The organism is Dickeya sp. NCPPB 3274 (assembly GCF_000406205.1).
Classification (GTDB): domain Bacteria; phylum Pseudomonadota; class Gammaproteobacteria; order Enterobacterales; family Enterobacteriaceae; genus Dickeya; species Dickeya fangzhongdai.
In genome coordinates this window covers 2242266-2265188 of the sequence record NZ_CM001979.1, presented here as the reverse complement: position 1 = coordinate 2265188, position 22923 = coordinate 2242266, and the positions used below count along the sequence as shown (strand labels likewise).

18 protein-coding genes and 4 pseudogenes are annotated in these 22923 nt (G+C 57.4%); 12 read left to right on the top strand and 10 right to left on the bottom strand.

Annotated elements, in window-relative coordinates; translation table 11 throughout:
* Positions 1-13: 13 nt before the first annotated feature.
* Positions 14-769, bottom strand: coding sequence for a DeoR/GlpR family DNA-binding transcription regulator (locus DXX3274_RS10335; RefSeq protein WP_042859715.1), 756 nt, complete (start codon positions 767-769; stop codon positions 14-16).
* A gap of 182 nt (positions 770-951) precedes the next feature.
* On the opposite strand from DXX3274_RS10335, the gene DXX3274_RS10330 reads away from it, so the two are divergent.
* The 4 genes from DXX3274_RS10330 (at position 952) to DXX3274_RS10315 (ending at position 4065) form a co-directional block, all read left to right on the top strand.
* Positions 952-1557, top strand: coding sequence for an NUDIX domain-containing protein (locus DXX3274_RS10330; protein WP_042859714.1), 606 nt, complete (start codon positions 952-954; stop codon positions 1555-1557).
* A 102-nt stretch (positions 1558-1659) separates the two neighbouring features.
* A complete protein-coding gene (gene gstA, locus DXX3274_RS10325) occupies positions 1660-2265 on the top strand; it encodes a glutathione transferase GstA (protein ID WP_042862030.1) in 606 nt (201 codons plus the stop codon).
* Between the two features lie 459 nt (positions 2266-2724).
* Complete coding sequence (locus tag DXX3274_RS10320) at positions 2725-3363, top strand: ribonuclease T2 (protein ID WP_042859712.1); 639 nt, start codon at positions 2725-2727, stop codon at positions 3361-3363.
* A 213-nt stretch (positions 3364-3576) separates the two neighbouring features.
* On the top strand, positions 3577-4065 hold the full coding sequence (locus DXX3274_RS10315; protein WP_042859711.1) for an NUDIX hydrolase: 489 nt from the start codon (positions 3577-3579) through the stop codon (positions 4063-4065).
* A gap of 61 nt (positions 4066-4126) precedes the next feature.
* Here the strand turns inward: DXX3274_RS10315 and DXX3274_RS10310 are convergent, their stop codons facing one another.
* Positions 4127-5239: an NADH:flavin oxidoreductase gene (locus DXX3274_RS10310; protein WP_042859710.1), complete on the bottom strand. Its 1113-nt coding sequence runs from the start codon at positions 5237-5239 to the stop codon at positions 4127-4129.
* A 100-nt stretch (positions 5240-5339) separates the two neighbouring features.
* On the opposite strand from DXX3274_RS10310, the gene DXX3274_RS10305 reads away from it, so the two are divergent.
* Positions 5340-5744 (top strand): helix-turn-helix domain-containing protein, encoded by a 405-nt coding sequence (locus DXX3274_RS10305; protein ID WP_038918899.1) that lies wholly within the window; start codon positions 5340-5342, stop codon positions 5742-5744.
* A 236-nt stretch (positions 5745-5980) separates the two neighbouring features.
* Here the strand turns inward: DXX3274_RS10305 and cueO are convergent, their stop codons facing one another.
* Positions 5981-7660, bottom strand: a complete 1680-nt coding sequence (gene cueO / locus DXX3274_RS10300; RefSeq protein WP_042859708.1) for a multicopper oxidase CueO — start codon at positions 7658-7660, stop codon at positions 5981-5983.
* 562 nt (positions 7661-8222) lie between these two features.
* On the opposite strand from cueO, the gene DXX3274_RS10295 reads away from it, so the two are divergent.
* A complete protein-coding gene (locus tag DXX3274_RS10295; protein ID WP_238556105.1) occupies positions 8223-9044 on the top strand; it encodes a cyanophycin synthetase in 822 nt (273 codons plus the stop codon).
* A 143-nt stretch (positions 9045-9187) separates the two neighbouring features.
* On the opposite strand, the gene DXX3274_RS10290 is transcribed toward DXX3274_RS10295, so the two are convergent.
* A complete protein-coding gene (locus DXX3274_RS10290) occupies positions 9188-10501 on the bottom strand; it encodes an FAD-binding oxidoreductase (RefSeq protein ID WP_042859706.1) in 1314 nt (437 codons plus the stop codon).
* Between the two features lie 216 nt (positions 10502-10717).
* Here DXX3274_RS10290 and DXX3274_RS10285 point away from each other — a divergent pair, with 216 nt between their 5' ends.
* Complete coding sequence (locus DXX3274_RS10285; protein ID WP_042859705.1) at positions 10718-11188, top strand: hypothetical protein; 471 nt, start codon at positions 10718-10720, stop codon at positions 11186-11188.
* Here the strand turns inward: DXX3274_RS10285 and DXX3274_RS10280 are convergent.
* A pseudogene (locus DXX3274_RS10280) lies at positions 11185-11651 on the bottom strand (IS1 family transposase); the annotation flags it as partial. The gene DXX3274_RS10285 and the pseudogene DXX3274_RS10280 overlap by 4 nt on opposite strands.
* Positions 11652-11766: 115 nt before the next feature.
* Here DXX3274_RS10280 and DXX3274_RS24400 point away from each other — a divergent pair.
* The 5 genes and pseudogenes from DXX3274_RS24400 to DXX3274_RS10265 all read left to right on the top strand — a co-directional run.
* Positions 11767-11862 (top strand): annotated as a pseudogene (locus DXX3274_RS24400) (hypothetical protein); the annotation flags it as partial.
* Between the two features lie 119 nt (positions 11863-11981).
* The gene (locus DXX3274_RS10275; protein ID WP_042859704.1) at positions 11982-12293 is read left to right on the top strand and encodes a hypothetical protein; all 312 of its coding nucleotides are present in this window, start codon (positions 11982-11984) and stop codon (positions 12291-12293) included.
* A gap of 16 nt (positions 12294-12309) precedes the next feature.
* Positions 12310-13215, top strand: a complete 906-nt coding sequence (locus tag DXX3274_RS10270) for a trypsin-like serine protease (RefSeq protein WP_042859703.1) — start codon at positions 12310-12312, stop codon at positions 13213-13215.
* Positions 13216-13471: 256 nt separating this feature from the next.
* Positions 13472-13567, top strand: a pseudogene (locus tag DXX3274_RS22825) (type II toxin-antitoxin system CcdA family antitoxin); the annotation flags it as partial.
* A gap of 2 nt (positions 13568-13569) precedes the next feature.
* Positions 13570-13758, top strand: a pseudogene (locus tag DXX3274_RS10265) (CcdB family protein); the annotation flags it as partial.
* Positions 13759-13833: 75 nt separating this feature from the next.
* Here DXX3274_RS10265 and DXX3274_RS10260 read toward each other — a convergent pair.
* The 5 genes from DXX3274_RS10260 to cmoM all read right to left on the bottom strand — a co-directional run bounded on the left by DXX3274_RS10260 (position 13834) and on the right by cmoM (position 22800).
* On the bottom strand, positions 13834-15255 hold the full coding sequence (locus tag DXX3274_RS10260; RefSeq protein WP_042859702.1) for a hypothetical protein: 1422 nt from the start codon (positions 15253-15255) through the stop codon (positions 13834-13836).
* Between the two features lie 274 nt (positions 15256-15529).
* Positions 15530-19966 carry a chromosome partition protein MukB gene (gene mukB / locus DXX3274_RS10255; RefSeq protein WP_042859701.1) on the bottom strand — a complete coding sequence of 1479 codons (4437 nt, stop codon included), beginning with the start codon at positions 19964-19966 and terminating at the stop codon, positions 15530-15532.
* Complete coding sequence (gene mukE, locus DXX3274_RS10250; protein ID WP_038659200.1) at positions 19963-20697, bottom strand: chromosome partition protein MukE; 735 nt, start codon at positions 20695-20697, stop codon at positions 19963-19965. The genes mukB and mukE overlap by 4 nt, the downstream gene beginning before the upstream one ends.
* Positions 20678-22000, bottom strand: a complete 1323-nt coding sequence (gene mukF, locus DXX3274_RS10245; RefSeq protein WP_038659203.1) for a chromosome partition protein MukF — start codon at positions 21998-22000, stop codon at positions 20678-20680. Before mukF ends, mukE begins: the two co-directional genes overlap by 20 nt.
* A complete protein-coding gene (cmoM, locus tag DXX3274_RS10240; protein WP_042859700.1) occupies positions 21997-22800 on the bottom strand; it encodes a tRNA uridine 5-oxyacetic acid(34) methyltransferase CmoM in 804 nt (267 codons plus the stop codon). The genes mukF and cmoM overlap by 4 nt, the downstream gene beginning before the upstream one ends.
* Positions 22801-22923 lie beyond the last annotated feature (123 nt).

Here is a 22923-nt window from a genome sequence, read left to right as displayed (position 1 = left end):
CGTATTACCGAGCCTAAGCCCGAACCAGACTTAACCCGGCCTGCGCAAAAGGCGCGATAACCTCATCAGGGACAGTGGATTCCACAATCAGCGTGCTGGCCATGACTAATTCGCCAATCGCATAGCGGGAGGCCACATTCAGCTTATCCTGCGTCGCCATGACCACCGTTTCCGCCGCGCGCGCCGCCAGCGCCCGCTTGATATACGCCTCTTCCAGATCGCCGGTGCTGAACCCCGCCTGTGGATGCACGCCGGTCACCCCCATAAAAAATACGTCGGCCCGAATCGTGGCCAGCGCTTCCACCGCGGCGGCGCCCACCGCCACCAGAGAGTGTTTGTAGAGACGCCCGCCAATCAACACCACCTCAATGCCGGGATGGTTTACCAGCGCCACCGCCACACTCGGGCTGTGGGTCACCACCGTGGCGGTCAGCGTAAGCGGCAGAGCTTTCACCAGCTCGCCGCTGGTGGTGCCGCCGTCAATCATGACCACCTGCCCCGGCAGGATCATGGCGGCCGCAGCTCGCGCCAGCTGATGCTTGGCGCCTGTCGCCATCCGGCTGCGCGCTTCAAAGCTGACCACCGTACCGGACGCGGGCAACGCGCCGCCATGTACCCGTTGCAATCGGCCCTCGCTGGCCAGCTCCCGCAAATCACGCCGGATGGTATCTTCCGATACGCCAAATACCTCGCTCAATTGTTTCGCCAGCACCTGCCCTTCGGCCGCCAGTTGTTCCAGAATCCGCTGTTTACGCTGCGTGGTCAGCATGGTGTTCCCCGAATGAGTCAGTGACACCACCTTATTTACCTGATACTGCCTGATTTTGCACGTTTTATGGTTACCATCGATCTTTTCGGGCCAAAATACGCACGAAATTGCATGATAACAATTGAGAATGCACGAAAGGTTACGTTAGGATGACCGTTCACTACTTGTTCAGGAGAGTCATGATGCTTGCCACACGAGACCGGATACGCATTATCGATAGCGTTGTATTGGCTAACGACTGGTACCTGCTGAAAAAAACCACCTTTGACTTTCTGCGCCAGGACGGCACCTGGCAGCGACAGAGCCGGGAAACCTATGATCGCGGCAACGGCGCCGTCATCCTGCTGTACCATCGCCAGAAACAGACGCTGCTGCTGACCCGCCAGTTTCGCTTCCCCGTGTTTGTCAACGGGCACGACGGGATGCTGATTGAAGCCGCCGCCGGCCTGCTCGATCACGCGGAACCGGAGGTGCGTATTCGCGCCGAAGCAGAGGAAGAAACCGGCTACCGGGTATTTAATGTCCGCAAGGTGATGGAGTCGTACATGAGCCCCGGTTCGGTGACGGAAAAACTCTACTTCTTTCTGGGCGAGTATGACGACCATTCCCGTGTCGGCACGGGCGGCGGCGTGGAGGACGAAGGCGAAGACGTAGAAACGCTGGAAATGACCCTGCCGCAGGCACTGGCGGCGATTGACGATGGCGCCATTATGGACGCCAAAACCATCATGTTGGTGCAATACGTCGCGTTGCATCGCTGTTTGCCGTTCGACGGCACGAAGCGTTAATGCCAATTCACTGAATTCTGATAAGTTTTTCGGCGAGTGTAATAACTCGCCGTTCCCCTGAACATAATCCTGAACGTAATAATGGATGACTGAATCATCATGATGAAACTGTATTATTCTCCCGGCGCCTGCTCAATGGCATCGCATATCATTCTGCGCGAATCCGGGCTGCCTTTTACCGCAGTACCCGTGAACCTTGCCACCCATACGCTGGAAGACGGCAGCGATTACTACCACATCCATGCCGCCGGGCAAGTGCCGTTGCTGGAGCTGGAAAATGGCGCGCGCCTGAGCGAAGGCGTCGCTATCCTGCAATATCTGGCCGATCAGGCTCCCGCCAAAGCGCTGGCGCCGGAAAACGGCACGCTGGGCCGTTACCAGTTGCAGGAAGCCCTGAACTTCATCAGTTCCGAACTGCACAAATCCTTCTCGCCACTCTTTCGCCCGAATACGCACGAAAGTACGCAGGCCACGGCGCGTGAACGTCTACGCACCCTGTTTAGCCGAATTAATCAGCGCCTGAGCACACAACCCTGGTTTTGCGGCGACACCTTCAGTGTGGCGGACGCTTACCTGTTCACCGTGACGCGCTGGGCTGGTTACGTCGGTATTGAGCTTGCCGATCTGAACGCGCTTAACGCCTATATGACGCGCGTCGCCGAACGGCCAGCGGTAAAAGCAACGCTGGCGGCGGAACACCGCGACTGATGGTTATTCATGTGCGCGCACCGCGCACATGTTTCTTTTCCCTACCTGGCGGCGAAAAATAATAATTAGCCAAAGAATTACTTGTCATCCTTATTTATTTCACCTCGATTATTACGCATCTTTCTTTTTTTAGGATGACAGCCAACGATAAATCTCCCCTTACATTCGCCACTCTCCAACCCGTTTATTCAACAGATGTTTTTAATAAAAATTCCCCTGAAAATTGACATTTCGCGTTTTTATCTTCATACACTATTACACCTGCTTGCGATCATCGCACAGGTTTTACGGTTATTTATTCCCCGTTTTCGATCTTAAAAAATAAGGTCAATGGCAAAGGTTCATTGGTTATTTATCCGTGTTCCGGGATGTGTTCATCGCATCCGGATGCGCTCATCAACACAAATTGGGCACGAGACTGCGCGCCTGAAACACAGAAATACACGACAGGAGAGGGTTATGAAGAAAATAGGTTCGTTACTGGCCGGATTGATGCTGGCTGCCGGCGTCATGTCTAGTCCCGCCGTTCAGGCTAAAGGTCAGGCGGGCGTTTTTGATTACTACCTGCTGACCTTATCCTGGTCGCCCACGTTTTGCCTGACTCACGCCAATAACGAGCAATGCACCAAAGGGTATGGTTTTGTATTGCACGGTTTATGGCCGCAATATGCCAACGGCGGCTGGCCGCAGGACTGCCCGCCGATTACCGCGCTCACCGCGCAGGAACGCAAATACGGCAATACCCTGTTCCCCACCGATACGTTGCTCACCCACGAATGGACCAAGCACGGCACCTGCAGCGGACTGGGAGCGAACGGTTACCTGCAGGCGGCAGACAACGCGCTGACCAAGGTGAAAATTCCGGCCAGTTTCCAGGCTCCGACCAAGCCGTTGCAACTGACGGCGCAGCAGATTCTGACCGCGTTTCATCAGAGCAATCCCGCGCTGCCGCAAGAGAGTATCGTCGCAATCTGCGGCGGCGCGGAACTGTCTGAAATCCGTGTCTGCATGGACAAAAACCTGAACTTCCAGTCCTGCGGCAAAGCGGTAAAAACCCAGTGTCGCGACGGTAACATCCGCGTTCCTAACGTGCGTTGATCCATCCTCTCGTGCCTGACGCACGGCAGAATATTCCTTTTAGCCCGCCTGGCGGCGGGCTTATGTCAGTTAATGTAGATACATTGAATAACAATATTTACTTTTGTAAAGATTTCTATTGTATTTATTCTGCATGTGAAATATCACTGTCATCCGGGATCGTTAGCATGCCCGGTTGGACATACCCCATTCACCCCAGTGCAGGTATACAGCATGTTTTTGTTTTCACCTCAGGACAGCACCTACACCAGGATGTTGTGCCAGTTTGAATTTCAGGCGCAACAGGAAGGGATTACCCGTCAGACAATGGCTGCCGCGGTGGTATTCCGGGGCGGGATTCTGCTGGTGCGTCGCAGCGCCAACGATCCGGTGCTGCCCGGCCACTGGGAGATCCCCGGCGGCAGCCGCGAGCCCAGCGATCACAACCTGCTGGCCACCCTGATGCGGCAATTACAGGAAGAGACCGGCCTGCGATTGCGTTATATCCGTCATTATCTGGGCTTTTTCGATTATCTGACGCCGGTTAACGAGAAAGTTCGTCAGTGGAATTTTCTGGTCGACGTCATGCAGGAAGAAGTCTGTCTGAATGAACAAGAGCACGATGCCTGGCAGATCGTGCGTCAGCCTGCGGATATTCCGGAGGACTGCCCCATCAGCGAAGAGAGTCGCTTTGTCGTCAACGCCGCGATTCGGATGCTATAACCGCCATAGCGACGCTAACCGTAAACGATGCAGGCCCCGGTGCGGCGGGGCCTGATAACGCTTACACCAATTGGCCGAGGGAAGCCGGTTCGAACCCTTTGAGGGTTTCCAGTTCCTGCTGACGGACTTTCGCAGCCCAGTGTGGATCGGTCAGCAGCGCACGCCCCACCGCGATCAAATCAAACTCATCACGCGCCATGCGATCCAGCAGCTTATCGAGGCTAGCCGGGTTGGAGCCTTTGCCGGCAAAGGCGCTGAAGAATTCATCCGACAGCCCGACGGAACCGACGCTGATCGTGGCCGCGCCGGTCACTTTCTTGGTCCAGCCGGCGAAGTTCAGACCGTTCTCGCCATCCACATCCGGGAATTCCGGCTCCCAGAAACGGCGCTGGGAGCAGTGCAGAATATCCACACCGGCGGACACCAGCGGCGCCAGCCAGTCTTCCAGCGCCAGCGGGGTCGGTGCCAGACGGGCGCTGTAATCCTGCTGTTTCCACTGGCTGACGCGCAGAATCAACGGGAAGTCCGGCCCTACCGCGTCGCGGACGCTCTTCACTACCTCGGCGGCAAACCGTGCGCGTTGTTTGATCGTCGCGCCGCCGAATGCATCGGTGCGCTGATTGGTTCCTCCCCAGAAGAACTGGTCGATCAGGTAGCCGTGCGCGCCGTGCAGTTCCAGCGTATCAAAACCCAGACGTTTCGCGTCGGCGGCAGCGCGGCCAAACGCGGAAATGGTATCGGCGATGTCTTCATCGGTCATGGCATGGCCGCGTTCTACCTCTGGCGAGAACAGACCAGACGGGCTTTCGATGTAATCCGGCTCCCAATCCACGTCGTTAAGCGGCGCCGAACCGACATGCCACAGCTGCGGCCCCATTTTGCCGCCCGCGGCGTGAACCTCGTGAATCACCTGCTGCCAACCATTCAGCGCGCGTTCGCCGTGGAAGAACGGAATGCCGGGATGGTTGCGCGAACCGGGACGATCCACCACGGTACCTTCCGACAAAATCAGTCCTACTTCGCCTTCCGCCCGACGGCGGTAATAGGCGGCAATATCATCGCCCGGAATGCCTTCAGGCGCGAAGGTGCGGGTCATCGGCGCCATCACAATACGGTTTTTCAATTCCAGTGTTTTCAGCGTAAAAGGACGGAACAGAACATCAGTATTAGCCATGTAATTCATCTCCTTGGGCATGAACCCGTGATGGTATACAATGTAAACCTGGTGTCAATCAGGCACATGAATGCTACCAGGTAGCCTAAAGGAAACCACTATGCTAAAACCCTGCGTATCGCCGTTCTCGCATGCCAACTGTCCCAGCCGTTTTCTGCTGGAACAGATCGCCGATAAATGGTCGGTACTGGTGCTGGGCGCGCTGTGTGAAAAACCGCTGCGCTTTAACGAAATCAAACGCAGCCTGGAAGGCATTACGCAAAAAGCGCTGACGCAGTGTCTGCGCAAACTGGAGCGCAACGGTATCGTGGAGCGGCGGGTGCTGACTTTCTCGCCGATTGCGGTGGAATACCACATCACCCCGCTCGGACACACCCTGAAAGAACCGTTTCAGGCGCTTTACCGCTGGACGGTGGAATACCTGCCGCAGGTGGCGCTGGCGCGGGAAGTCTTTGATCAACGACAGGAAGAACAAACCCGAGCGATGTCCGACAGCAACGCCTGAATGGAGGCGGTCATGCGCGGACATCGCCATTCAGGCGTTATACCCGTCATACTTCACGTTGCAGATGCGTTGGCTGCCCTCGCTCACCCCAGTCACTTACTTGAGTAAGCTCCTGGGGATTCACTCGGTTGCCGCGTTACAAGGCTCATTCTGAGCCTTGCCCTAAAGGGGCCAACGCGCTGCGTTGTTCAAAACGCAACGCGTTTTGTCCTGCAACTCGAATTATTTAGGGTATATCAGGACACGGTAAACGACATCATCATGCCGGTGTCTTCATGCTCCAGCAGATGGCAGTGCGCCATAAATGCCCGCTCTTTCGGCGCCGGATGATTGAACTGCACCAGTACCTCGCTGCGGGCGCCTTCCACATGCACAATGTCTTTCCAGCCTCGCCGGTGTGCGGCGGGCGGTTTGCCATTTTCGGACAGGATGCGAAAACGGGTGCCATGAATATGGAAAGGGTGCAGCATCATGTCGCCTTGCCCGGAAATGTTCCACACCTCGACGTCGCCGCGCCGAACGTCAAACAGAGGCTGCCCCATCTGGAACGCCGCGCCATTGATGCGGTTGCCGGACAAGATATCCAGCGCCGCCGACGCCTGTCCCGTTTGGTGGTTCATACCGCCGTGGTTCATTCCTCCGTGGCTCATTCCCTCCTGAGCCATGCCGCCATGATTCATGCTCATACCGCCATGCTGCATTCCGGTCGATGCGGGTGACGACATGTCCATACCGCCATGCGACATCCCCTGCATCGCGCCGTGTCCCGCCATATCCATGCCCGACATCGCTTTCATACCATAGCGCTGCATCAGCGCCTGCATGCCCAGCATATCGAGCTGCGGGTCCATGGTTAGCTGCAACTGGCGCGTTTTCAGCCCCGACGTTGACGGCAACGGCGGTAGTGTCGCCAGCGTTTCCGGCAGCGTACCGGCGCCGGGTTGCAGGGTTGGCTGAATGCGTAATACCGGCAAGGGCTGATCAAACGGCGGCACGCTCATCCCCATCTGCGTAACCGGCAGCGTCACTACATCGAACGCCTTACCGTCACGCGCATCCACCAGTACCTCAAAGCGTTCGCCCATCAGTACGTTCAATGCGCTTACTGCCACCGGTTCCGCCAGCAGGCCGCCATCGCTGCCAATCACATACAGCGGTCGCCCGTCGCTGGCCGCCAGCGTCAGCGGACGCGCGTTACAGCCGTTCAGGACCCGCAGCCGCAGCCACCCGCGCGGCGCAGCGTGTTGCGGGTAGCGCACGCCGTTGGTCAGCATCAGATCGCCAAACCAGCCGACCGCCGCCGACATAACATCCAGCTGGTAGTCAATTTGCCCTTTCGTATCCAGACGTTTGTCCTGCAGGATCAGGGGAATATCATCCACGCCCCACTGCGACGGCAGCGACAATGCCCGGCTGGCGGCATCCTGAATCAGAATCAGGCCGCCCAGCCCCATCGCCACCTGACGGCCGGTCACCCCGTGAGTATGCGGGTGAAACCACGCTGTCGCCGCCGGCTGCTCAACCCGGAACGCGGCGGTCCAGGTTTTGCCCGGCGCGATCTCCGCCTGCGGACCGCCATCCGCATTACCCGGAATTTCCATCCCATGCCAGTGCAGCGTTGTGGTTTCAGGTAGGGTGTTGGTGACGTTGAGGGTCACCGCCTGCCCCTGCTCCAGTTGCAGCGCCGGCCCCAAAAATCCGCCGTTGACGCCCCAGGTGGCGGTTTCCAGCCCCGTCAGCCAGCGCATGCTGCCGGTCTGCAATTTCAGGGCGATATTGCCGCCCGCATCCGGCGCCAGCAGCGGCGGCACCGGCAAGGTCGGGCGCTCCTCAGCCCAGACGGAACGGCTCCACCAGGGTAAGGCGCTAGCCGCCCCCAGCATGGCACTCAATTTGATAAACTCGCGGCGACGCATACGTCTCTCCTCCGTGCGGATATCATTCAGGAAAATGATTGGTAGTCGCTGGCAGACTGCACCTTCCAGTAACAGGAAGGTCAAGCGTTTTTATTCCATTCCACGTTGTATTTACATACGATGAATATAAGGCTCGGCGGAATCCAGCTCCGGTTCAGATACAATAAAAAAGGCATTTTTATTAAGCAGAAGGCATGTTTTTATTTATCTTTCTCATCAGCCAGCCGTTTTAATCGTTGCATTTTCACTCGGACCACTCTGATTTTATTCCGGTGCATTTCATCGCCCGTACCGGATTGCAATAATAACGCCGAAGACAATCTCATCACCGGTAATACGCCGTATAGCGAGATGAAAAATGACTTATCCTTTTGTTTCCGCTTTGCTCTCAGAAATAGCACCTACATTAGGTATCCGGATCGAATTTGAGCCGGAGTTCAGTTTTGTCGGTGAAATAATATTTCCTGACGGAAAGAAACATTTATTCAAAAACACTAATCTCAACCTTAATCCTTCCGCATCCTCGGCTATCGCTCAGGACAAGTCCTACACGAAATATTTCTTGCGCAAAAATGGGTTTAACGTGCCGCAGGGCAAAACCTTCTTTTCGGAAACGCTGAATAACAGACTGGCGCCGGAAAGCAGAAGAGGCATTGAGGACGCCAGGCGGTTTGCCGGCTCGCTGGGGTTGCCGGTGTTTGTAAAACCCAACAATCTTAGTCAGGGAGCGTGGGTCACCAAAATTTATGATATGCCGTCGATGGCGGTAGTCTGCAACCATATTTTTTCCCGCTCGGATGTATTACTGGTAGAACAAGTGTGTCAGGGGCGGGATTACCGGGTGGTGGTGCTGGGTGAAACCGTGATCTCGGCATACGAGCGATTTCCATTGGCCGTTTATGGCGATGGCGTGCGGACAATCCAGCAGTTGCTGGTCGCGGCTCAACAGAGTCTGACCCGTCGCGGACGCCCCGGCAGCCAGATTAACCCGCATGACCCGCGTATCGATATCAAGCTGGCCGATATGGGTCTGAGTCGCAAGACCATCCTGCCTGCGGGGCAGAAAACCTTTCTTCTTGATAACGCCAATCTCTCCACTGGCGGAACCTCGGTGGATTTTACCGATACCATTCATCAAAGCTTTGCCGCGTTGGCAATAACGGCCACGGCGTCATTGGGGCTGCGTATCGCCGGCGTTGATATTATCTGCCGTGATTTATGTATGGATGCCGCTACGCAGTCATGGAATATTATCGAAATCAATTCTGCGCCGGGATTAAATAATTACGCGGCGCTAGGGCCGCAACAGCGAGAACGCGTGAAAGCGCTTTACCGGCAAATCCTGCTGCTGATTCAACAGGAAAACACCATCACACGGCATTAATCGAGCGGATAAAAACGTCGCCACTCAGCAACTGGAAAAAGCCCGTCATCCATGACGTTGCTCGGTTTAAAGGGTGCTCTGTTTAAATGGCGCTTCGCAATTATTCGCGAGCGCGCCAGACGTGAATAATTGCAGAGCGGTGCCTAGTATTCTTTTCGTCCCAGCCAGCACTCTTTCAAAATACTGCCGCGTACGCCCATATCCAGCAACGGACGTGGCGGGATATAACTGGGTCTACCCAACGCCTGCATATCAGCGATCAGCGGGTTATCGACACCGGTCGCCAGATCCGCCAGCGTGCTGCCTGCGACGGTCTGCTTAGAGATGCCGGCGCCGTTGCACCCTACGGCGGCATACACATTATCGCCATATTTTCCCCAGCCCGGCGCCCCGTTACGGGTGACGCTGATCATGCCGGACCAGGTATGAGCGACCGATACCTCGGCCAACTGCGGGAAGCGGGACAGAAAAATCGCCTGATGCTGCCGCGTGATCTCCGCGGTGTGGCGCGCCGTGACAGTGTAACCCGGAACATAAGCCACATGCTGGCGAATCAGGAAACGGCGATCGCGGGTGTAACGCAGCGTAGCGCCCGCGATGGCATTGGCCGGCGTCATACCCCACTCGTCAATCTGACCGATCCGCTGTTGCTGTTCCGCCGTCAGCGGTTCAGTGAGCGTGGCAAACGTCGACAATCCCACCACCTGGCGGGAGAACATCGGCAGTTGCCGGGCGCAGCCATTGGTCGCCACCATCAGATGCCGGGCCCGCACCTCGCCGTAAGGCGTGCGCACCCGCACCGTTTTGCCGGGTTGAATCTCCAGCGCCGGCGAGCGCTCATACAGCGTCACGTTATCGGGCAGACTATCCGCCAGCCCTCGCACCAGCGCCGCCGGGTTGAGCAACACGCAATTCGGCGTATGGATCGCCGCATGGTAATAGGAGGTGCCCAGCTTGCGGGCCAGCGCATCGCCCTGCACTAACTGGTACGGTTCCGACAGCGCCTGCAATTCGTGGGCGTAGTGTTCCAGCAATCCATTCAGTTCAGGTCGAACAATGCAATGATACTTGCCGTGGCGGTTCCAGTCGCAATCAATGCCATGACGGGCGATCAGCGTTTCCAGTTGCGCCAGCCCGGCATGCAGCAGGCGGCGATAGTTGGCGGCTTTCTCCAGCTCCGCGGTGGAGCTGCCGATATTGTGCGGCAGGTCGATAGCGAAGCCGGAATTTCGCGCGGACGCGCTGTCGTCAATGTCAACGGCATCCAGCACCACTACCTGCTCATGCGGGCGATGCTCCGCTATCCGGCGGGCGAACGCCAACCCGGCGTAACCCGCGCCTATTACCAGCCAGTCGGCGGTGATCGAACGACGCAACGCGGGGCGGCTTTCTCGCGGCGACAACATCGCCGACCAGCCATTGATATTGGCATCCAGCGGTAATGCATTGATATTCAAATTATTCTCCTATTTAAAACCGTTCGCTGTACAGCATACCGCCCACTGCCGATTGCGGCGTGCAATTGGCTCTTTCACCGGCGCATTTCATCATCGCTATTGATGAGTCGCAGTAACAAATTACAGCGGCATCCACATTATGTTTAACGTTAGTACTTGATTTTATATGTAAATGAATCAACCATTAATCCACTTTTTTTAAAAGGATATTTTGATATGAACAAGACAGTAAAAAAATTAATCATTGCTTCCTCGTTGGCCGCCACTTCACTGTTAATGTCTCACTCTGCACTGGCCGATTGGCAATCGTATAAGACCGTTACGTTGGACGGGTATGGAAACCTTATTCCGGGCGGCTCCGCCTATGTCGAAAAGGATGTTCAGGCCGGTGTCTATCGATTCAGAATTGATCCAACCTCAGCAGGTGTTGACTATGCCAGCGGGCAGGCCGGCAACACGCAATCCAAATCCGCTGCGCTGCGGGTCTACAACCGGACCAGCACAGCCGATCATACGGCTTCCGTCAATTACTATGGGTTAAATAATGATGGTATCCAGGCCGCGGGAATTATCCATGCATTTCCGCAGGGTGGCGGCTTCGATTTATTTCTTGAAGACTGGCAAAGATCGGATGACTCCGGATCGGTAAAAGTCATTATTGAAAAATGGGGTGGTGGCTCCAATTAGTAGAACATATATTTTTCTATGAAGGCCCCGATCACTTTTTCATGTACCTCAGTTGAACGTGAGAAACAGATTGTTTTACGTGCCAGACGCTTAATTCGGGTTCTTAGCGTCAGATTGTTACGTTCGATACGCTGGGTGAAAATCTTTCCGGTGAGATGCTTATCCTTTGGCACTTCACGACTATAGCTGCCCCAGTCGTCGCTGGTTATCATGCCAATAGCGAACGGTGTAAGTAACGCCAATAATTCACGGCAGACTTCATCAGTTCGGGGACCGAAAGTATACGCCAGAATACCGCCTGTTTTGGTGTTGTATGCATACCAACGCCAGTGCTGGCGGGCTTTACTGCCAACAAAACTCCATTGTTCATCAAGCTCGCAGATAAGTGACACATCGGCATGAGCAACTGGCGAAGACATTATTCGCTTTGGTGTGCGTTTTTTAATGTGCGGATGACAGTATTGAATCAGCAAATGACTGAATCAGTCCTTTCATCAAAATGCTTTCCACTAAATTTACGAATTTATGTTTTGAGTATAATGAATTATCGCCAGTTCATTTTAGTGCCTAAGCCCTGAGCGGCAGGACATGCCTCGTTAGCCTGTGGAGAGATGGCAGCTTTAAGCCGCTCGATGAAGCAGGAACCCACCGAGGCAAGTCAGGCTCCGGTCTGAACGCTGTAGGAATCCTCTCCCTTTAGGGCGGGGAGATATCAAATCGTTGAAAGTGCAATTTCAATGAAATACCATTTTCCTCCCGTGAGTACAGGAGAAGTTCTCTGTTAGCGGTAGCAATGCTCGTAGCGGTCAGTGCCTTGGCGGGATGTATTACATCGCCGAAACCACCGCAAGAACCCAATATGTCGCGGCTCGTTCCGGTCAACAAGACCTTGCCGAGTGAGCTTTATGGCCAGACTCCTTCTTCGGAAGGGGAAAAAAGGGGGGCAGTAACTATGGGCATAGTCAACAAGGGCGCGAGCCCGGCCGCTGTAACCCGCGACACCATCGACCACTACCGCCAGAAGCGCCGCGGTCTGGAGGTCGATATCCTTGATGAGATCCTGCTATCCCGGAAACCACCACTTCCCCGATCCCAACATCCTTGAGAGGAGTCGCCCCCTGATGAAAACCCGACAACTGCAAAAACGTATGGCAGCCATCGCAATAGCCATTGTCGCCACCCTCGCATCCTCGGTCGCCACGGCGCAAACCCCGCCCGTCGTGCAGCCTCGCAACCCCGACCGCGCCGTCCTGCCGCTCATCTCCGGCTCGAAGGTCGGCGTTCCCTTTGGATCATGCACCGTAGGGGCGGTTGTGGTGCCCACGAGCATCTTCTCCAGACTGACGCCGTACCAACGTGCCACACGATGGATCGTGCTGGCCAGGCACTGTGCGCCGATGTACGCGACTATCCACCTGGGTGGTACCTCCACTGCCATCGGCAACGTCGTGTGGCAGTCGGCCGGCTCAGACATTGAGCTTGTGCGGGTTTCGCCCCAGCCGAATCCGATGGCGCTGCACTGCGCCTCCCACAACAGCGCGGTGCTCTGCAATCCGATCCAGACCTACACCCCCCGTGCACATAACCAGGTCTTCATGCCGCGTGGCGGGCCGGAAGCGCGAGTTGCTGTTACCGGGTGGACGAACGCGCCGGATGGGCGGTTCTGCACAAGCGGTTGGCGCACCGGCGTCCGCTGCGTGTGGCGAGGCATGTCTCTCGCGCCGGGAATTTGGCGACCGAGTTATGATCACATCGAGGCCGCCGACGGGGACGAGTTCAATAGCATCGACGCCGGCGACTCCGGCGGACCAGTCGTCACCTACGAGCGGCAACTGATCGGGATCATCTCCTCCGGCGAGCCTAACGGCCGTGCCTTCATCTACTACACGCCGATGCAGCAGGTGCTGCACGAGCTGTATAGCTACACCCTCGCCCCGTCCGACCTGCCCACCGCTGCCGGCGAGGACAATCCGCTCTCCCACGGCAGTGAAAACGATGGGTGGGAACTGGCGCCGTCCGACGAGTGAGGCGCACGGCCGCGACCCACTGCCGGATGAAGGCGAGCGGGCGGCGCGTTCAGGTGGGTAGTCGGGAAGCTCTTCAGTCAGCAAAGCGCTGCACGGAGGCGGCGTTTTGCTATGTGGTTGAACAGCGACTGCCTACAAGGCCGCCAGTTGCTGAGCCGCGCTCTTGCAAGATCAGAGTAATGTGAAGTCATCTCCACACCTGTAAAGCTGTATCCCCCCGCCTGCGCCGCAACCAGGGTCGTTCCGCTTCCGGCAAACGAAGTGGCAGAAGGAAAATAACGAAGCGCTGGAAGCTCTTAACCGCTTTCACGATGAACACGGTTGTTTCAGCGATGAGTACAGGACATTTTAAGAATGCAATTCACTGTATACAGTAACATCGGGAAGAGCGCCGTCTATCCCCTGCTGCTTGATGTAACCAGCGATATTATCGGCCAGTTGAACCGCAGGATTGTGCACCCCCTGCTGCCTGTTGAAAAGTACCCAAGCAGCACACGCCCCGAATGGCTGGTTCCGCTTGTCAGACTAACCGACGATAAAGAATAAAACGGGCTGTATCACACAGCCCGAACAGGTTTGTTCTCAACATTATACCGTCCCGCCAGCGGCAGACGTCACTCAGAACTCAACGATGACGGTTGTGCCCGGATCATTGCCCACATAAACCCCGCCCATATCCTTCAGATCCTGCACGGTTATCTTCGCTTTGGGCGTATAACTGACCGTACCGCCGGATTCCACCCGTTCCAGGCGCAGCTTGCTGCCGACAATATCCTTTAACGCTCCCCATGAGGAGGTCCAAATCCGAGTGCCGGTACAATCCGCGGCATTAATATTTCCCGCCAGAGACTGCCCTTCACCGGAGCCTATCCCCATCACATTGCACACCTCCACATAGGCCACCGCCTTGCCGTCCAGCATGAATTCCCGCTCGGCCGCCACCTTCGATTTAGCCGTCGTTCCCGCCATCGCCGTTATCACCTGCGGAGATACATAATCACTTATGCTAAACCCCAGCAAAGGTTCGCTGGGATAATCGCTGGTAGCACCGGCGGTATTCAGGAATGCGGTCAGTTTGTCCATGCAGGTTTTCACCGCCAGCTCGACTTTCAGCTTGGTGTCGTTGCTCTTGATGATTCGGATGTCCTTGCCATTCACGTTATCCACCGGCGCGCCGTCAGGGTATTTAATGTTGTACCATTCCGACGCCATAGTACCGGCATAATGGGGTAGCCACTGCAACCGGTTATAGACCACTTTGTTATCGCCGATCAGCTTATTCCAGGTTGCCAGAAAACACTTCGCACGGTTGCTGCCAATCTCTTTATCCGGCGTATCCGCATAAGGAACCAGCGCTTCTCCCGGCTCCACATCGACGATCAGGTAACGGTCGTTAACATTCAGGGGACGCTGGTTCAACAGCAGGGCTTTGTGCAAACCGAACGATCGCAGCAGTCCATAGGGTATGGTTTTCAGCCTGTTCGTCCGCAATGACAATTTGCCTTTCACTATCGATGAATCCGCATCGGCGGGCGCAGCGGCATTGTCCAGCCTCCGATGCTCCCGGTTCATCAACCAGGCGCTGCAATCAATGGCAAACCGGATTTTTACCGCCCCCTTTCCCTGTGTATCCAGTTCTTTGATCAGATTCGCGGCTCCCGTCGTGATAACCCAGTCGGTCATCAGAGGTGAATTCAGGTGCAGATGGATCAGCCATTCGACGTTCTGGAATTTCACTGCATCCGATGTTGCGGCGTCACTCAGCGTCTTCGCCCACGCCTTCATGGTCGCCAGCCCGCTCATTAGTTGATTGGAAATGATCAGAATCGTGCCGATGGATTTGCCTGCGGAGATCGCATTATAACCAAATAGTTTCGTTTCATGCGTTTGCAGCAAAATGCCCGACTTGTTGAGGGCGCTATACCCTTCGGCGTTCAGGTTATTGGTCATCACATAATTGCTGACGTTCTTCACGTAATTCGACACTACCGCCTCATCCGCCAGCGGCGCCAGCTTATAGGGTGTCAGTCTGTCTACCATGTTCATCTCCATGAGTCTGCATATCGGAATAGCATTGCCAGCGCGGTGAGGGAACAGCGATCACCACGCTGACGCCCACCGAAAAATTACGTCATGCAAGCCGGGATGACTCGGCGAAACGCCGTGCCTGACAAGGGGAAAATCGCATTCGGATGAAAACCGGGCGGCGCAAACAAAAACGCCGCGCCAGCGAAAAGACAGGGATCCCGGGGACAATGCGCCATACCCGACGGTATGGCGCATTGTTGCTCAGATGAGAATTACGCAGAGGAAATTACGGCGTCAGCAGGTTCTCTTTCGTTTCAGAAGCAAACCCACGCAGCCCGACCACGTGTACATGCTCGTGGTTCTGGAACACTTTTCGCACCAGTTTGTAAGTGGTGCCTTTTTCCGGGCTGATGTTCTCCGGCGCGGCGATAATCAGCTGCATTTCCAGCCGTTCGCACAGTTCGAACAAGGTGGCGATGGACTTGGCGTCCAGACGCGCCGCTTCGTCGAGGAACAGCAGACGGCACGGTGAAATATCCTTGCCGCGCAGGCGACGGGACTCTTCTTCCCAGCTCTGCACCACCATCACCAGAATCGACATCCCGGTACCGATCGCTTCACCGGTGGACAGCGCCCCGCTCTCGGCACGCAGCCAGCCGTCGGCGCCGCGGTTGACTTCCACTTCCATCTCCAGATAGTTGCGGTAATCCAGCAGCTCTTCGCCGATGGTCTGCGGCGTGCGCTGCCCCATGTCGATTTCCGGGTTCAGGCGCTGATACAGCTTCGCCAGCGCTTCGGAGAAGGTCAGGCGGGTGCTGTTGAACAGGTCCTGATGCAGTTCCTGCTGCTCGGACAGCACATTAAGCAGCGTGGTGTGGGTTTCGCGTACGTTGACATTCAGCCGCACGCTCTTCACCTGACCGAACGCTACCGCCTGCAGCCCCTGGTTGAGCATGCGGATGCGGTTCTGCTCGCGCTGAATGGTCTTGCGGATGATGTTCGCCACGCTGCGGGAACTGATCGCCAGCGTCTTCTCGCGAGCCGTCAGCTCTTCGGTCAGCCGGTTCAGCTCAATTTCCATCTGTTCGATGGCTTCCACCGGGTCATCGGTGCGGATGATATCCTGCCGGATACGCTCACGCAGATGCTGGTACACCGCAATGTAGAACTGCACTTTGCGTTCCGGCCGTTTCGGGTCTTCCGACATACGCAGCACATCACGCAGATGTTCGTTGTCCGCCACCGCCTGGCGCAACGCCCCCAGCGCCTTATCCGACATGGAACGCAGTTCGTCGCCGCTCATGTACGCCAGTTCACGACGGTGCAGACGGCGCTCGACGCCATTGTCTTTCACCAGCCGCATCACCGCGCACCAGCCCGCCTTGGCGGTCACCACCTGCTCGCGCATGACGTGGTAATCGCGCTCCAGCTTGCGCAGTTTCTTCTGCAAACCGTCCATCTCCGCTTCACAGAAGGTGATCTGTTTCTCCAGCTGATTGCGGCGGGAACGGTTGGCGCTCAAGGCGGCGTGCAGTTCATCGCGACGCGTACGAGCGCGCGCTTCGGCGTCCGCATCGGCGCGCACGCCGATGTCCGACAGTTCCTGCGTCAGTTCCTTGAGCATGTCGCGCTTGGCGTCGTAAGAGCTCTTCAGCGACGCCTGCAACTGGCTGTACTGCGTCAGTTGCGCCTGCTGCTGGCGCAGTTGTTCGCGGGCGCGGGTACGTTCCTGCTCCGCCTGCTCCAGCCGCTGACGCAGTTTATCGTTGAGATCGGCGTTGGCGTTAAGCATGCCCGCCGAATCGGTGTAGCTGAAATGGGCGCGGCGTTGGACCACTTCGGTCAGGGAGAAAGCCTGCTGTTTGGCGGCGCGCTGCGACGCCTGCGCCTGCGCGTAATCTTCGCGCATCTGTTCATGCTGTTGCGGGTCGTTCTGCAACACCGCCGCCAGCGGCTCCAGTTTCACCAGCGACGCACCGTGCTGCTGCATGAAACGGGCGGCCTCTTCGGCTTCGTCCAGCTCTTCGCGCAATACTTCCACCCGATCCGCCAGCGCGTCGTCGCACAACAGGCTGATACGCGGAATCAGGCGGTTCAGCATGCCGGCCTGCTCTTTGGCTTGTTCATACTGCTGACGCTGCTGCTGGTTTTCGCTATCGAAATTGCTGATGGCGCGCTCCAGCTCGCCGCGCCGGGTGCTGATCTGGCGAATTTCCGCTTCCGGATCCGATTCGAACACCACCGCCAGGTGGCTGCCGATAAAGCGGCTGAACGCCTGATGCAGACGCTGAATCTTCTGCACGTCAAACGACAGCGTGGCGTACTGCTCGGCCAGTTGCTCGCGCTCTTCACGCAGGCTCTCCAGCCGCTGCTCGCGGGCGGCGCGGCCGAACAGCGGCACCTCCGGGAAGCGCGAGTAGCGCCACTGGCGCTCGGCGGTTTTCACCACCACCGCTTTCTCCAGCTCCTCCACCTCGAACACGCTGTCGTCGAACGATTGCGGATCTCCCTCGATCAGGTAGAGATCTTCCGGGCAATCGTCCAGGCCGGCCAGTTGTTCGCGCACCAGCGACAGATCCGCCACCACGATGGCATGACGCGACGGGCCGTATAACGCGGAGAAGTACGGCGCGTCATCCAACGTGACGTCGTCATAAATTTCGGATAGCAGCACCCCGCCAAACCGTTCCGCCAGCGCGTTAAGGCGCGGATCTTCGGAACCGCCCGGCTGGCTCAGGCGCTCAATCTGCGCATCCACCTGCTGCTTGCGCACCGCCACGCGGTCGCGCTCCACCGTGGTTTCACGCTCGCGCTCCAGCAGTTGCTGCATGAATTCGGTGACCTGCTGACTGTCGACAAAGTTTTCGCCACTCTGCTCGCCAAGCTGGGTCAGCGCTTCCTGCGCCGCCAGCCATACCGGCGCGCGGGTGGTCAACTGCGCGATACGCTGCTGGATCTGCTCCAGTTCCTGACGCAGCGCCAGGCGGTGCTCGCCGGCTTCCGACACGCGAACGGACAGGTCTTCGATACGGGCTTCCAGCTCCTGCTGCAGGCTGTCGAGATCTTCCGGCTGGTAATCCTGACCGCTGCGCTTGACGAACTCCTGCAACAGACGCTCGGCGTCCTGCTGCTCGCGCCGGCGTTGTTCCAGTTCCGACAACCGCATACGCAGCGGCTGCACCTGCTCGGCCAGATAGCGCTGAGAAGAGCTGTCGCGCAGCACATCGCGGGCCACGTCCCAGGCTTCGCTGCGGCTGATGGCGCCGGCGATGCGGCACACCAGTTGGTATGCTTGTTCGAACTGGCTGTTGGCGGCGTCCGCCACGCTCAGTTTCTGCTCCAGCATCAACAGCAGTTCGGTGGCTTCCTGCTCTTTAGCCTGGAAACTGTCGAGCCATTCATCGGCATTGTCCGGCGTCAGTTCCGGCACCTGACACAAGCTGCGGGCGCGCTCCAGCGCCTGCTGCGCCTGATTGTACTGAATGGCGCGCGTCTGCTGCACATCCAGCGCCTGCTGGTAGTCGGCCAGTTGGCTTTTCAGTTCATCCACTTCCTGCTCGGCGGCGTCGGCGCGGGCTTCGCTCTCTTCCAACTGATCGCGCGCCTCTTCCACCACCTCGTTTTGCTCTTCCAGCCGGTAGCTCAGTTCTTCCAGATCGGCGTTGTAACGTTCGATCTTCTCCTGCTGACGCATCGCGGTTTGCACCAGATTGAGGTGATCGCTGGCGGCCTGATAATCGGTTTCCAGATCGCTTTCAGCGCCGCTCTGCTCTTGCAGTTCCCGCGCCATTTCCACATGACGGGTCTGCTCGGTGATCAACTGCTTGCGGCTGGCGAACAATTCGCGACGCAGCGCCAGCGAGCCGTCCAGATGGATGCGCCGTTCATTGGCGTGGCGCATGTAATCCGCCGCCACGTAAGAGGTGGCTTCGGAAATCAGGTGCTTGAACAGGTCACGGTCCGACTGGGTGACGCGAATCGCCTCCAGCGTCATGCGGTTTTCGCGCAGCGCGGCCTCCATGTCCTGGAAAGCTTTACGCACCCCGCTGTTTTCCGGCAGCAGGTAGTCGCGCAGCGACCGGGTGATGGCGCTGGAAATCCCGCCGTACAGCGAGGCTTCGATCAGGCGATAGAACTTGCTGCGGTCCGATGCCGAACGCAGGCGCCGCGGCACGACGCCGAGATCGAACATCAGCGAATGGTAATCGGTAATGGAGTTGAACTGCTTGAACTGGACGCTTTCGTACTCGTCGAGCCGGTCTTTCACTTCCTGCAGCGACAACACCCGCGCCTGACGATCGCCCACCGTCTGGGTGAGGATCTGCGTCGGCGAGACGGCGACCGGCAGCCCCTGAATGGTGAAGGGTTTGATGTCGACCTTGCGGTCGCGCCCGGCGACCTGCTGCAGCCGGACCCCGACCAGCACGCGCTGATGGCGCGAATTGACCACATCCAGCACCGAGTAACACACGCCGGCGCGCAGCTTGCCGTGCAGCCCCTTGTCGCGGGAGCCGCTGGTGGCGCCCGCTTCCGTGGTATTACGGAAGTGCAGCAGCGTCAGGTCCGGGATCAGCGCGGTGATAAACGCCGCCATGGTAGTGGATTTTCCGGCGCCGTTGCCCCCGGACAGGGTGGTCACCAGCTCGTCCAGATCAAAGGTGCGGGCAAAGAAACCGTTCCAGTTAACCAGCGTCAGTGAGCGAAATTTACCGCGTTCAATCATTCCTGTTCATCCTCAGCACGTTGGTCATCACTGGAAGCGTTATCGCCAGCGCCGTCGCCATCATCGCTATCGTCCAGCGACAGGCTGCCATCAACCGGCATGGCTTCGCCGTCGCGAATCATCCGCAGTTGTGCTTCGCGCGGATCGTCGCCGCTGCGCACATCGGCGCCGAAGCGGAACACCGCCTCGGTAATGCGGAATTTGCTGCTGTCGGTCCCCATGAAATAAATCATGCCGAGACGGCGTAGACGGTTGAGCGAGGTGCGGACTTTCTCCTGCAGTTTCTGCCGGTCGAGGTCCGACCCGGTGGAACGCTGGTTCACCAGCTTCAGCAGTTTGTTTTCGTCCGCCAGGCTCAGCAGTTCCTCGTACAGTTCCTGCTGGCTGAAAATCCCCTCGTGCGCCAGACGTTCCGGGCTGAGGTAGAGGTAGCAAAGGATCTTGCCCACCATCATGTCCAGCTCGGACAGCACCGAGCGCGGGATCAGCGTGGTGGAGCGCGGCCGCAGGTAGAAAAAGCCTTCCGGCGCGCGAATCAGCTCCACGTTGTAACGGCCGTAGAATTGTTCCAGCTCATCCTGAAAATCCATCAGGAAAACGTGATTCTCCAGCTCCTCCACGCCAATGTGGCGCCCGGCGCGCAACTGGCTGTCCAGCGCCGGAAACAATGTGTTGGAGAGCGCGGTCATCAGCCGCGCAGAAACGTGTTGATCAATATTTATCGATGACATGGGCCTGCACCTTGGCTCCGTAATCATTGATTGCCTGCCACAGCGCAGGCAATCCAGTGAAATCAGCTTCGGCCACGCCCAGGCGAACCGCCTGGTCGACCACGATTCGGGCAACGTCGAAATGCTGCGAGCGCGGATACTGCGTCAGGTACTCCCGCACTACGTCGCCCAGATTAAGCGGTATTTGTTGCTGTTTGTATTTTTGCAGCGCCTGCTCGATCATCGCGGCGATCTGCTCACGGATTTCGCTAAAGGCTTCATACTCCAAATCCGGCGGCAATTCGCCGGTGACTTCCTCGGAACGCAGCGCCAGCTCTTCATCGCGCATATCCAGCAGACGATCGGCATTGGCGTAGGTCAGCGCCCACGGCGCCTCGAAATAGCTCTGTACCGACTGGCGCAAACGCTGGGAAAACACGCGATTTTTATCCATATCGATGGCGGTACGGATGAATTTATGTACGTGACGGTCATAGCCGATCCACAGGTCGATGCTCTGCTGACCCCAGCTAATGATGCGATCGAGTTTGCCCTGCAGGTCGAAGACCAGATTGTCGACAAACGACAGCGCCGCCTGACCGAGCGTGGCGTCCTGAATACGCAGCAGGCTGGTCTGTAGCTTGTCGCCCGCCGCTTCCAGCGTGTCCTGCAATTCCCGCAGGGTATCGGAAGTTTCGGTCAGCAGCTTTTCACAGCTGGAAATCGCAGCGCGCCAGTCCTGATTGAGCAGCCCGGCGATATTCTCTTTCACCCCTTGTTGCTGCTCATCCATCACCCGCTGCGACAGGTCGATGCTGTCGAAAATCTCCGCCACCGAATACTTGAGTGGCGCGAAGACATTGCGATGCCAGTGGAACTCGTCGCCGCCCTCTTCCGCCGCTTCCGCCGCTCGTCCCAACTCCTGCGCCACGATCGACAACTGCATCGACAGGCGCAGCGCGGAAAACTCGCGCTGACGAATGTAATAGTCGGTGATGCCGATACCCAGCGGCGTCAGGCGATAGATAGCGTTGCCGTCCGCCAGTTCGCTGGTAAAACGGTTAATCAACCGCTGACGCACCAGATCGTTGATCGCATTATTGGCGCGCACCGGAATGGTTTCATTGGTCTGCTCAAAACCCTTGCTGACGTGACGGAAGGCGTCCACCAGTTCCCCTTCGCTCATTTCGCCGTCCATACGTTCGCCGTTCAGGGTGGCGATAGCCAGCAAAAACGCCAGACGCTCGGTGGGCAGCGTAATGGCGAAGTCATTTTTTCTCGCCCAGGCAACCAGTTCGGGTACGGTCTGGGAAAAATCACTCATAATGCATCCTTCATAGGGGGCTTGTGCGCCATGACATGCTTGTGCGCCATAACATGAATGTAGCGCCCCAGGCTGACAAAGGGTTCCTGCCGGCAGTAGCGCTGTTCCAGCGCCAGCAGCAGGTCAAAATCGTCAATCTGTTGTTGCTTGTTCTGTAGGTAGTCATGAAACACCCGTATGCCGGTCTTGCCGTTCAGCTGTAGCCCCAGTTCGGCGAGCCACTGATAGACCTGCGGCGGGTCAAGCGGGTGATCCGGCGACAGCGAACGGCGTTTGCGCTTGGGCATGCCGGCGTCCACATAGCCGAAATTGCCCAGCACCATGTTGCGCATCACCAGCGCCTGATGGTTGTAAAACATCAGCGACAGCGCGCCGCCCGGCGCCAGACAGTCGGTCAATGCCCGCAACGCCTGCTGCGGCTCCGCCACCCACTCCAGCACGGCGTGAAACAGCACCAGATCCACCGGCTGCGACAAATGCGCGCCGACGTCCTGCGCGGCGCACCGCACGAAGCGCATATTATCAGCCACCCCCGCTTCCTGCGCCGCCTCACGGGCGCGCGCAATCATCTCATCGGACAGGTCGCACAACAACACCTGATGCCCCAACGCGGCCAGCCGACGTGACATCGGCCCTTCGCCGCCGCCTGCATCCAGAATGCGCAGCGGTTGCGACGGCAGGCGCGTCAGCAGAATTTCCAGATCCTGCCACAATACCGCCTGACGCAACCGCCCTTTGGTGGTGCCATAAATGTTTCGGGCAAATTTGTCAGCGATATCGTTAAAATTACGATCCTGCATTCCACGGTTCCGCATGATGGGTGACTGCACTACCTAAACAACTGGTTTTTCTCTGAACCTGACATTCTGTCACAGGCTGGCCTAGAATAAATGGTCTGAACGCCTATTTTCGCCCGTATGGCG

Excerpts from the sequence above, each read along its gene's own strand:
- DXX3274_RS10335 (WP_042859715.1), bottom strand. The coding sequence starts at position 769 with ATGCTGACCACGCAGCGTAAACAGCGGATTCTGGAACAACTGGCGGCC.
- DXX3274_RS10330 (WP_042859714.1), top strand. The coding sequence starts at position 952 with ATGCTTGCCACACGAGACCGGATACGCATTATCGATAGCGTTGTATTG.
- gstA (WP_042862030.1), top strand. The coding sequence starts at position 1,660 with ATGAAACTGTATTATTCTCCCGGCGCCTGCTCAATGGCATCGCATATC.
- DXX3274_RS10320 (WP_042859712.1), top strand. The coding sequence starts at position 2,725 with ATGAAGAAAATAGGTTCGTTACTGGCCGGATTGATGCTGGCTGCCGGC.
- DXX3274_RS10315 (WP_042859711.1), top strand. The coding sequence starts at position 3,577 with ATGTTTTTGTTTTCACCTCAGGACAGCACCTACACCAGGATGTTGTGC.
- DXX3274_RS10310 (WP_042859710.1), bottom strand. The coding sequence starts at position 5,239 with ATGGCTAATACTGATGTTCTGTTCCGTCCTTTTACGCTGAAAACACTG.
- DXX3274_RS10305 (WP_038918899.1), top strand. The coding sequence starts at position 5,340 with ATGCTAAAACCCTGCGTATCGCCGTTCTCGCATGCCAACTGTCCCAGC.
- cueO (WP_042859708.1), bottom strand. The coding sequence starts at position 7,660 with ATGCGTCGCCGCGAGTTTATCAAATTGAGTGCCATGCTGGGGGCGGCT.
- DXX3274_RS10285 (WP_042859705.1), top strand. The coding sequence starts at position 10,718 with ATGAACAAGACAGTAAAAAAATTAATCATTGCTTCCTCGTTGGCCGCC.
- DXX3274_RS10275 (WP_042859704.1), top strand. The coding sequence starts at position 11,982 with ATGCTCGTAGCGGTCAGTGCCTTGGCGGGATGTATTACATCGCCGAAA.
- DXX3274_RS10270 (WP_042859703.1), top strand. The coding sequence starts at position 12,310 with ATGAAAACCCGACAACTGCAAAAACGTATGGCAGCCATCGCAATAGCC.
- DXX3274_RS10260 (WP_042859702.1), bottom strand. The coding sequence starts at position 15,255 with ATGGTAGACAGACTGACACCCTATAAGCTGGCGCCGCTGGCGGATGAG.
- mukB (WP_042859701.1), bottom strand. The coding sequence starts at position 19,966 with ATGATTGAACGCGGTAAATTTCGCTCACTGACGCTGGTTAACTGGAAC.
- mukE (WP_038659200.1), bottom strand. The coding sequence starts at position 20,697 with ATGTCATCGATAAATATTGATCAACACGTTTCTGCGCGGCTGATGACC.
- mukF (WP_038659203.1), bottom strand. The coding sequence starts at position 22,000 with ATGAGTGATTTTTCCCAGACCGTACCCGAACTGGTTGCCTGGGCGAGA.
- cmoM (WP_042859700.1), bottom strand. The coding sequence starts at position 22,800 with ATGCAGGATCGTAATTTTAACGATATCGCTGACAAATTTGCCCGAAAC.